This is a genomic window from Chryseobacterium sp. HNCC26DJ241, from assembly GCF_057180505.1.
Map to the genome: position 1 here is coordinate 1 of NZ_JBXUGL010000075.1, position 1,389 is coordinate 1,389.

1 protein-coding gene and 1 pseudogene are annotated in these 1,389 nt (G+C 28.9%); both read right to left on the bottom strand.

The features are described 5' to 3' along the window. Positions 1-159 precede the first annotated feature (159 nt). Positions 160-504 carry a hypothetical protein gene (locus tag AC2A1C_RS15780; RefSeq protein WP_484026888.1) on the bottom strand — a complete coding sequence of 115 codons (345 nt, stop codon included), beginning with the start codon at positions 502-504 and terminating at the stop codon, positions 160-162. 119 nt (positions 505-623) lie between these two features. Beyond that, positions 624-1,389: pseudogene (locus AC2A1C_RS15785) on the bottom strand (hypothetical protein); the annotation flags it as partial.

Genomic DNA, 1,389 nt, shown 5'->3' on the forward strand with positions numbered 1-1,389 from the left:
ACTGGACTTTGAAGTTTGGATAGATTACAAAATTTAAAGACTTCTTTAATAAAAATGTAGCAGCTTTATAAAACACAAAAAAACCTTGCAAATTGCAAGGTTTTTTATTTATCTGTCACGGATTACAAATCCGCGACATCGGGAAATCTTTAATTATCATCATTGACATTTAATAAGAGGAAAAAACTCAGAATATACAATAGCCCATTTATTATTGAAACTACCGTTTATTTCTATATAATTATATTCCTCTTTTATTGGAAAAACAATATTTCTTTTTTTTGAAGACGTAAGTTTTATTTTCTTTTTAGATTTATCAATTACATATAATTTCATTCCTAAACATTTTATTGAATTGCTTTTGTCAAATATCAAAGTATCCTTATCATTAATTATAACTTTAGAATCAGCAAACGCCTCTCCATTAAAAACTAATAATATTTGATTGTCTTTTCGCAAAAATTTCCCTTTAGCTTCTTTATAATAATTTTCCTGAAAAATCAAATTTTCCTTTTTTGCTTGAGACATAGTTTGATAATAATATTTTTTATTATTACAGCTTGTCATACAAAATATGAAAGAAATTATAATCGTTATATAAAAGTAGATTTTCATAATAATAACTATTTAGGTTTATTTTGGTTATCAATAACCTGCGTTTGTTGATTATTTTGTTGTACTTGGTTTTTTTCCATTTGATTTAATCTACTTTGACTTGCAGTTATAGTAGATTTCATTATATTTGTTTGATTTTGAGTAACATTTGTACCTGTATCAGATTGTAATTCTTTAACAGGATTGCTATAAGAATTCATCAAATTGTCTTTATTTTCAGAAGTATTCGGAGTTTGCTCCCCATGAAATGGATGTTCTAGCCCTGCAGCATGTCCAATTTCATGAGCTGTGGTACGAGCTGTTCCATCAGATGTGATTGTTTGGTCTAATGGATTTCCAATATTCGCTACCTTTCCTGCAACATAATTAATAGTACCATCTGGTTGTATTCTAATATCTCCAATTGGATGCGACATGTCAATTGTAAAAGGTGATTTAGGGTCATTTACTAAATTTATAGTAAGTCCATTAACTGAAAGTATTTTACTTGTCTCTTGTAAGTGACTATCAATTTGGTTAGTAGCAATAGTTGTCCCAGTAATTACATTTGCTTTCCATTCAACAGTATTTTCATTCACCAATTTTGCTTCCAATCCTTCCAATTCTCTTGCATCCACAACCCTATTTTCAGAAAAATTATAATGACTTTGATAAGCGTATTTTTCAGAAAGCGGATCAATATTAAAAAACCTACCAACATCAGGCATATATTGACGCCATTTAAATGCATAGAATCCTGTCTCTTGAAGCTCTTGTTCCTGGTACTTGTAGTTA